The sequence below is a fragment of the Brevundimonas sp. genome (assembly GCF_052436175.1).
Classification (GTDB): Bacteria; Pseudomonadota; Alphaproteobacteria; order Caulobacterales; family Caulobacteraceae; genus Brevundimonas.
This window is the reverse complement of record NZ_JBQVNM010000034.1, coordinates 19,778-28,442: the sequence shown is the minus strand read 5'-3', so window position 1 is coordinate 28,442 and position 8,665 is coordinate 19,778. Positions and strand designations below refer to the sequence as shown.

Genomic DNA, 8,665 nt, shown 5'->3' with positions numbered 1-8,665 from the left:
CCCGTGCCCAGGGCCTGGATGGCCTCGGCGGTGTCGAAGGCGGGGTTGGCGCGGAAGCTCTGGGCGGCGGCCTTGAGCCCCTTCTGCTCGGCGGGAGTGTAGGCGCGCAGGCCGTGCTGCACCCGGTTGCCGAGCTGGGCCAGGACCGTGTCGGGAATGTCGGCCGGGTTCTGGGTGATGAAATAGACCCCGACGCCCTTGGAGCGGATCAGGCGCACCACCTGTTCGATCTTCTGCAGCAGGGCCTTGGGGGCGTCGTTGAACAGCAGGTGGGCCTCGTCGAAGAAGAAGACCAGGCGCGGTTTTTCCGGGTCGCCGATCTCGGGCAGCTGTTCGAACAGCTCCGACATCAGCCACAGCAGGAAGGCGCCGTAGAGGCGTGGATTGTTCATCAGCCGGGTGGCGTCCAGCACGTTCACCTGACCCCGACCGTCCAGGCCGGTGCGGATCAGGTCTTCAAGGCGCAGGGCCGGTTCGCCGAGGAAGGCGTCGCCGCCCTGTTGTTCGAGTTGCAAGAGGGCGCGCTGGATGGAGGCGATGGAGGCGGGGGCGACATTGCCGACCTCGCGGCCGATCTGCTGGGCGTTTTCGGCGACATAGGTCAGGACCGAGCGCAGGTCGTCGAGGTCCAGTAGCAGCAGGCCCTCCTTGTCCGCGACGTGGAAGGCGATCGACAGGACCCCTTCCTGGACGTCGTTGAGGTCCAGCATCCGGGCCAGCAGCAGGGGGCCGATCTCGCTGACGGTGGCGCGGACGGGATGGCCCTTCTGGCCATAGAGATCCCAGAAGACCGTCGGGGCGCCCTTGGGCTGGAGCGTCAGGTTCATCGAGGCGGCGCGGGCCAGAAGTTTTTCATTGGGCGAGCCCGGCTGGCTGATGCCCGACAGGTCGCCCTTCACATCGGCGCAGAAGACCGGCACCCCGGCGTCGGAAAAGCCCTGGGCCAGGATCTGGAGGGTGACGGTCTTGCCCGTGCCGGTGGCGCCCGCGATGACCCCGTGGCGGTTGGCGCGGCCGAAGAGCAGGGCCTCGGGCAGGGGCGCGCCGCTGTCGGTGGTCTGGCCGATGAAAAGTGCGGGGGCGGCGGCGTCGGGCATGTCGGGTCTCGCGGAAGGTCGTGCCACCCGTTTAGAGGGATTTCGAGGGCGATGCGACAGTCCCCGGCGCCCTTGGCCGCAAGCGGGGCCGCAAACGCCGATTGACGGGGCGCCCGACGCCACCGACAAGCGAACGATGAAATCCCCGACCGCCGTCCCTTCCTCCATCGTCGCCCGCAACGCCATCGTCCTGATCGCCGTGGTGGTCGCCGCCGCCGCCCTGGTCTGGCTGGCCGACATCCTGACGCCCCTGGCTATGGCCATCTTCCTGCTGATCGTCATCGACGGGGTGAAGCGGACCATCGAGCAGAAGACGCCCCTGCCCCACCGCTGGGCCGGGATCGCCTCCCTGATCGTGGTGGTGCTGATCTTCGCCGGGTCGATCGCCATCATCATCAACGGGGCGGCGGGCTTCTTCGGACAGGCGTCGGGCGTCGCCAACAGCATCGGTCCGCGCATCGATCAGATCATCACCGACGTCTACGGCCTGTTCGGGGTCCCCTCCCCGCCGACGGCCCAGGACCTGATCCAGGGCGTCAACATCTCGCGCTATATCGGCAGCGTGGCGGTCCAGGCCCAGGGCGTGGCCTCGGGCGCCTTCTTCGTCCTGGTCTATCTGGGCTTCCTCCTGGCGTCGCAGGGCAGCTTCCGGCGCAAGCTTGTCGCCATGTTCCCCGACGGAGCCCAGCGCGACGAGGCCCTGCAGGTCTTCCAGCGGGTTCGCGGCGGGGTGGAGGGCTATATCTGGGTCCAGTCGGTGACGGGGGCCATGATCTGCGTCGCGGCCTGGATCCTGATGAAGGCGGTGGGGCTGCAGAACGCGGAGTTCTGGACCTTCGTCATCTTCGTCGTCGGCTTCATCCCGGTGCTGGGCGGCGCCGTGGGCGGCCTGGCCCCGCCCCTGTTCGCCCTGGTCCAGTTCGAGAGCTACTGGCCCGCCGCCATCCTGCTGATCGGGCTTCAGATCATCCTGTTCATCGTCGGCAACATGGTTCAGCCGCGCATGCAGGGCGACAACCAGAACATCGACCCGGTGGCGGTCCTGTTGTCCCTGGCCCTGTTCGGCAAGATGTGGGGGGTGGTGGGCATGTTTCTGTCGACGCCCCTGGCGGTCATGGCCATGGCGATCCTGGCGGAATTCAAGGGGTCGCGCTGGCTGGCGGTGCTGCTGAGCGGCGACGGCCAGCCCTATGCCGACGACGGCAAACCCAAGCCGAAGAGGCGCGGCGTTTCGCCACGCAAAACCGCCGCCGGGAGCGACGCCCCGTCCTCTTGAAGCGCGCGAAACCCTCCCTATTTCTGATCCCGAACGACACGGTCTCCTTCCCCCTCCCGGACCGTGGCGCGAGCGCCGGCGCCCTTCCCCTCCCGCGCCGGTTTGCAAAAGCAGGGCCGTCTGACATTCCCCCGTCAGGCGGCCCTGTCTGTTTCCGGCAGGGTCGCGCGCGCGAAATCCCTTGAAGAACAAGGGTTCCCTCCTGTGACAAAGGGGCGCGAGCCCCATCCGGCAAGGCAACCCTCGCGTAGTCGGTTCGTTAGGTCGTCTCGAAACCGTCGGGCGCCCCTCTTCCGCCTGCCTCATTCACGCCAGGAGCGCCTTCATGACCAAGACCACCCTCGCCCTCACCTCCGCCGCCGCCCTGTTCGCCGCCCTCGGCGCCGCGCCGGCCATGGCCCAGACCACCGACTGGACGGGCCCCTATATCGGCCTCTACGGCGGGGCGACCCAGGAGAACGGCCAGGAGGACGAACGCCTGCGCTTCGACCGCAATCTGGACGGCAACTATGGCGACACGGTCAGCCTGGCCGCCGGCGGCGACGCCTTCAGCCCCGGCTATTGCGGCGGCGGCGCCAACGGCAACTCCCAGCCCCAGGGCTGCGACGACGACGGCGACAACGCCATGGCCGGCGTTCGCCTCGGCTACGACTACCAGCTGGGCGCCTTCGTGATCGGCGCGGTGGCCGACTATGGCGTCGGCAGCCAGGAGGATTCCGTCACCGGCTTCAGCACCACCCCGGCCAACTACACCTTCGTGCGGAAGCTGGAATCTCTCGCCGCCGTGCGCGCCCGCCTCGGCTACGCCTGGGGTCCGGCCCTGGCCTATGTCACGGGCGGCTACGCCTCGGGCAAGATCGAGAACGGCTTCTACACCTCCAACGGCGCCAACACCTTCACCACGCGGATCGATGACGACAAGGCCGACGGCTATCAGATGGGCGGCGGCGTCGAATATCGGCTGGCCCCGAACCTGAGCGTCACCGGCGAATACCTTTACACCTCGCTGGACGCCGGCGATCACGTCATCCGCGTCGGTCCGGGCACGGCCCCCGCGACCAACCCCTTCATCCTGGCGCCCAACACCACGGGCACGGACATGATCCGCAGCAACTCGAAGTTCGGCATGCACGCCGTCAACATCGGCATGAGCTACCGCTTCTGATCCTTCGACCAGAGCAGACTTATCGACGATAAGTATGGCCGGGCCTGCGAAAGCGGGTCCGGCCGTGTCGTTTGCGCCTTTCGACACCGGTCGCCCGGCGGTAATCAGCCCTTCATTGATCCGGCGCGACAAGCGCCTAGTCTGTCGCGCAATTCGGCGGCCTCGGCGCCGCGACCAAACGAGATCCGCTCCATGTCCGGCGAACCCCGCTCCGTCCCTCAGGCGATTTCCCTGGAGGCGCTGACGCGGGCCTTTGAGACGGCGGCGGGCGGCGGGGGCGGGCCCCTGGCCGCCTCCTATCTGGCCCAGGCGCACGAAGACTATGCGGCCGACGAAACGCCGGAACTGGGCGGCGAGGATCTCGCGGCCCTGCTGGCCAAGGTCTGGAAGGAGGCGGAGGTCCGCCGCCCGGGCGAGGCGCCCCGGGTCACGGTCGAACCCCTCGCTGCGGCTGACGGCCGGTCGAGCTGCTATGACGTCGTCGCCATCATCCAGGACGACCGGCCCTTCCTGGTCGACAGCGTGATGGGCGAACTGGCGGACGCCGGCGTTTCGGTCCGCGCCATGTTCCACCCGGTGGTGGTCACGGGCCGCTCGGCCGAGGGTCGCCGTCAGGCTGACGCGGCGGGAGGCCGGGAGTCCATGATCATCGTGGTCATCGACCCCCTGCCGGCCGAGCGCCGGGCGGTTCTGAAGACCGAGCTGGACCAGGCTCTCGGTGATGTTCAGGCCGCGGTCGCGGACCATGGCGCCATGACCGAGATGATGGAGCGGGCCATCGCGGAGCTCGAGCGTAACGCGGGCGAGGCTTCGCCCGAGGCGGCGGAAGAGAATCTGGCCTTCCTGCGCTGGCTGAACGCCGACCATTTCGTCTTCCTGGGGGCCCGCAACTACGACTACCCGCGCACTGAGGACGGCGGCTATCAGGCCGAAGAGCCGCTGGGCCTCGCCGAACAGGGGCTGGGCGTGCTGCGCGATCCGAGCCGGGCGGTGCTGCGCCGCACGTCCGAGCCCGCGATCCTGACCGCCCAGATGAAGCGCCAGATCGACCTGTCCGAGCCGGTGACGGTGGCCAAGGCCAATCTACGCTCGCGCGTCCACCGCCGGACCTACATGGACTATATCGGGGTCAAGCGTTACGGCGCGGACGGCAAGGCGACGGGCGAGACCCGTTTCGTCGGCCTGTTCACCGCCGAAGCCTATGACAAGGCGGCCAACGCCGTGCCCCTGCTGCGGCGCAAGGTCGCCAACGCCCTGAGCCGGGCGGGCAAGGTTCCGGGCAGTCACAACGAGAAGCGGCTCAAGAACATCCTGGAGAACTATCCCCGGGACGAGCTGTTCCAGATCTCCGAGGACGCCCTGCTGCCCATCGCCCTGGGCATCCTGCACCTCTACGACCGGCCCCGGATCAAGACCTTCACCCGCAAGGACCCGTTCGACCGGTTCATCTCGGTCCTGGTCTTCATTCCGCGCGAGCGATTCGAGGCGGCGGTGCGCGAGCGGATCGGCCGCATCCTGGCCGCGGCCTGGGGCGGACGGCTCTCGGCCTGGTATCCGCAGCTGTCGGACGCTCCCCTCGTGCGGGTCCACTACATCATCGGCGTCTCGCCCGGCGACCATCCGACGCCCGATCCGGTCGCCCTGGAGGCGGCGGTGGTCGAGGCCGGGCGCGGTTGGGTGGAGCGGTTCGAGACCGCCGCCCGCCAGGCCGGGATCGACGACGTCCAGATCGGCGCCCTGAGCGCCAAATGGGCCGAGGCCTTCGGCGCCGGCTATCGCGACCGCTATGACGCGGCCGAGGCCATCGCCGACCTGATGCAGATCGACCGGCTGAACGACGGCGGTGCGGCTGACGCGGGCGAACAGGTTGCGGTGCGCGCCTTCCGGGCCACGACGGACACACCCCTGCAGTTCCGGTTCAAGCTCTATCGCCGGGGCGCCGCGGTGCCCCTGTCCGACGTCCTGCCGATCCTGGCCGACATGGGGCTGAAGACCCTGGAGGAGTGGGGCCACGCCATCCGCCCGACCGGCGAAGCGGAAATCCATGTCCATGAGTTCCTGCTGGAGGATCCGCGCGGCGCGGCCCTGAGCTTCGCCGACATTTCCGGGCCGTTCGAGGCCGCCTTCGCCGCCGTCTGGAGCGGGCACACCGAAAGCGACGGCTTCAACCGTCTGGTGCTGGAGCTGGGCGTGGACTGGCGTCAGGCGGCGCTGGTGCGCACCCTGGCCAAGTATCGCCAGCAGACGGGGATGGACCCGTCCCAGGCGGTGCAGGAAGAGGCCCTGCGCGACTATCCCGAGGTGGCGCGCGCCCTCTTGGCCCTGTTCGCGGCCAAGTTCGATCCGGCGACGGGCGGGGATGTCGCCGCACGCGAGGCGGATATCGCGGCGCGCGGCGCGGCCATCGTCGACAGCCTGCAGGCGGTCAAGAGCCTGGACCACGACCGGGTGCTGCGTCGCCTCTATCTGCTGATCGGGGCGATCAAGCGGACCAACTTCTATCAGCACGGCGCCGACGGGTTGGTGCGGCCGCACATCTCGATCAAGATCGCCTCGCGCGAGCTGGACGACCTGCCCCTGCCCAAGCCCTATCGCGAGATCTTCGTCTGTGCGCCGCACATCGAGGGCGTGCATCTGCGGTTCGGGCCGGTGGCCCGGGGGGGCCTGCGCTGGTCGGACCGGCGCGACGACTTCCGCACCGAGGTCCTGGGTCTGGTCAAGGCGCAGCAGGTCAAGAACGCCGTCATCGTGCCGGTCGGCTCCAAGGGCGGCTTCTTCCCCAAGAAGCTGTCCGAGATCGTCCGCGCCGGCGGCGACCGCGACGCCCAACAGGCCGAGGCCATCCGCGCCTATCGCACCTTCCTGTCCGGGTTGCTGGACATCACCGACAACATCGGCGCGGACGGCGGGGTGATCCATCCGTCGAACGTCGTGGCCTGGGAGGGGGACGACCCCTATCTGGTCGTCGCGGCCGACAAGGGGACCGCGACCTTCTCCGACATCGCCAACGGGGTCTCGGCCGACTACGGCTTCTGGCTGGGCGACGCCTTCGCCTCGGGCGGCTCCATCGGCTATGACCACAAGGCCATGGGCATCACGGCGCGCGGCGCCTGGGAGGCGGTCAAGCGCCACTTCCGCGAGATCGGCAAGGACATCCAGACCGAGCCCTTCACCGCCGTGGGCGTGGGCGACATGTCCGGCGACGTGTTCGGCAACGGCATCCTGCTGTCGAAGGCGACCCAGCTGGTCGCCGCCTTCGATCACCGCGACATCTTCATCGACCCGACGCCCGATCCGGCCCGGTCGTGGGCGGAACGCAAGCGGCTGTTCGATCTGCCGCGTTCGTCCTGGCAGGACTACGACAAGAGCCTGATCTCCGAGGGGGGCGGGGTCTTCTCCCGTTCGGCCAAGTCGATCCAGCTGACGCCCCAGATCAAGGCGGCGCTGGACATCACCGACGACGTGCTGGACCCGGTCGGCCTGATGCGGGCCATCCTGAAATCGCCGGTCGAACTACTCTATCTCGGCGGCATCGGCACCTATGTGAAGTCGCCGGCCGAGACCGACGCTCAGGTCGGGGACAAGGGCACCGACGCCCTTCGCATCAACGGCGACGAGCTGCGCGTCAAGGTGGTGGGGGAGGGAGCCAACCTCGGCTTCACCCAGGCGGGCCGGATCGTGTTCGCCCAGAACGGTGGACGCATCAACACCGACGCCATCGACAACTCGGCGGGCGTCGACACTTCCGACCATGAGGTCAACATCAAGATCCTGGTCGGGTCGGCGGTGACCAACGGCGTCCTGCCGGCGGCGGAGCGCAACGGCCTGCTGGCCTCCATGACCGACGAGGTCGGGTTGAAGGTGCTGGCCCACAACTACGACCAGACCCTGGCCCTGACCCTGCAACAGTCCGAGGGGACAGGGGCGCTGGACGCCCAACAGAGGTTCATGCAGACCCTGGTCGCGCGCGGCAAGCTGGACCGCAAGGTCGAGGGCCTGCCCAACGACCAGCGCATGGCCGAGATGATGGCGGCGGGTCAGGTGCTGACCCGACCCGAGCTGGCCGTGCTGATGGCCTATGGCAAGCTGGAGCTGTCGGACGACATCGTCGCCTCGCGGGCGCCGGAGGATCCCTTCTTCGAGGAGACCCTGGTCCGCTATTTCCCCGAGCCGCTGGCCCGGTTCGAGGAGCAGATGAAGGGCCACCGGCTGCGGCGCGAGATCGTGGCGACGGTCCTGGCCAACGAGATCGTCAACATGACGGGGCCCAGCTTCCCGGACCGCCTGCGCGACTCGGCCGAATGCGACACCACCGCGCTCGTGCTGGCCTTCGAGGCGGCGCGGCGGGTGTTCAGGCTGGACGAGGCCTGGAAGGCGGTGTCGGCGCTCGATCTCAATATCTCGGCCGAGGCCCAGACGGCCCTCTATAACGAGATCGCGGTGGTGCTGCGTCGCCAGACCTTCTGGCTGGCGCGCCGGGCGGCGCGTGACGGGACCACGGTCCAGAGCCTGATCGACCTCTATCGTCCGGCGGCCGACGGTCTGCAGACCGAGGGGCCGGCGGTGCTGTCGCAGTTCGAACAGGAGCGGCTGGAGGCGCGGGTGGCGAAGTTCGCGGCCCTGGGCGCGCCCGAGGATCTGGCCCGCAGCATCTCCCTGATGCGGCCTCTGGTGGCGGCAGCGGACATCGGCGATCTGGCGCGCGAGGCGAACTGGCCCGTGGCGGCCATGGCGCGGCTCTATCACCAGGTCGGGGCGGCGTTTGATTTCGACCGGCTGCGCGCGGCGGCGGGCTCGATTCCGTCGGCGGATCATTTCGACCGGCTGGCCGTCCGTCGCCTGATCGAGGATCTGATGCAGGAGCAGCGCGGTCTGACCCGGGCCGTCGCGGCGGCGTCGGACCCCTCGGTCGGAGCGGCGGAAGCTACGGCGGAGGCGGCGGTGGACGCCTGGATCGGCGCCCGCCTGCCGGTGGTGGAGGCTCTGCGCGCCTCGGTGGACCAGATCGAGGCTTCGGGCTCGGGCTGGACCTTCGCCAAGCTGACCATCGCCAACGGCTCGATCCGCAGCGTGGCCGCGACGGTCGGCTGACCGGACTGGAGGCGGGACGGCGATTGTCGTTCCGCC

Annotated in this window: 4 protein-coding genes; 3 read left to right on the top strand and 1 reads right to left on the bottom strand. The window is 69.0% G+C overall.

Annotated elements, in window-relative coordinates:
• Positions 1–1,097: helicase HerA-like domain-containing protein (locus ACT6QK_RS09305; protein WP_444597552.1), on the bottom strand; the 1,097-nt coding region annotated here is incomplete at its 3' end.
• A 136-nt stretch (positions 1,098–1,233) separates the two neighbouring features.
• Here ACT6QK_RS09305 and ACT6QK_RS09300 point away from each other — a divergent pair.
• From ACT6QK_RS09300 to ACT6QK_RS09290, 3 genes are all read left to right on the top strand, one after another.
• Positions 1,234–2,373: an AI-2E family transporter gene (locus ACT6QK_RS09300; RefSeq protein WP_444597551.1), complete on the top strand. Its 1,140-nt coding sequence runs from the start codon at positions 1,234–1,236 to the stop codon at positions 2,371–2,373.
• Positions 2,374–2,698: 325 nt separating this feature from the next.
• A complete protein-coding gene (locus ACT6QK_RS09295) occupies positions 2,699–3,538 on the top strand; it encodes an outer membrane protein (RefSeq protein ID WP_444597550.1) in 840 nt (279 codons plus the stop codon).
• Positions 3,539–3,730: 192 nt separating this feature from the next.
• Complete coding sequence (locus ACT6QK_RS09290) at positions 3,731–8,629, top strand: NAD-glutamate dehydrogenase (RefSeq protein WP_444597549.1); 4,899 nt, start codon at positions 3,731–3,733, stop codon at positions 8,627–8,629.
• Positions 8,630–8,665: the final 36 nt, after the last annotated feature.

What these genes read in the sequence shown, in the direction of transcription:
- ACT6QK_RS09300 (WP_444597551.1), top strand. Translation starts at nt 1,234, where the DNA reads ATGAAATCCCCGACCGCCGTCCCTTCCTCCATCGTCGCCCGCAACGCC.
- ACT6QK_RS09295 (WP_444597550.1), top strand. Translation starts at nt 2,699, where the DNA reads ATGACCAAGACCACCCTCGCCCTCACCTCCGCCGCCGCCCTGTTCGCC.
- ACT6QK_RS09290 (WP_444597549.1), top strand. Translation starts at nt 3,731, where the DNA reads ATGTCCGGCGAACCCCGCTCCGTCCCTCAGGCGATTTCCCTGGAGGCG.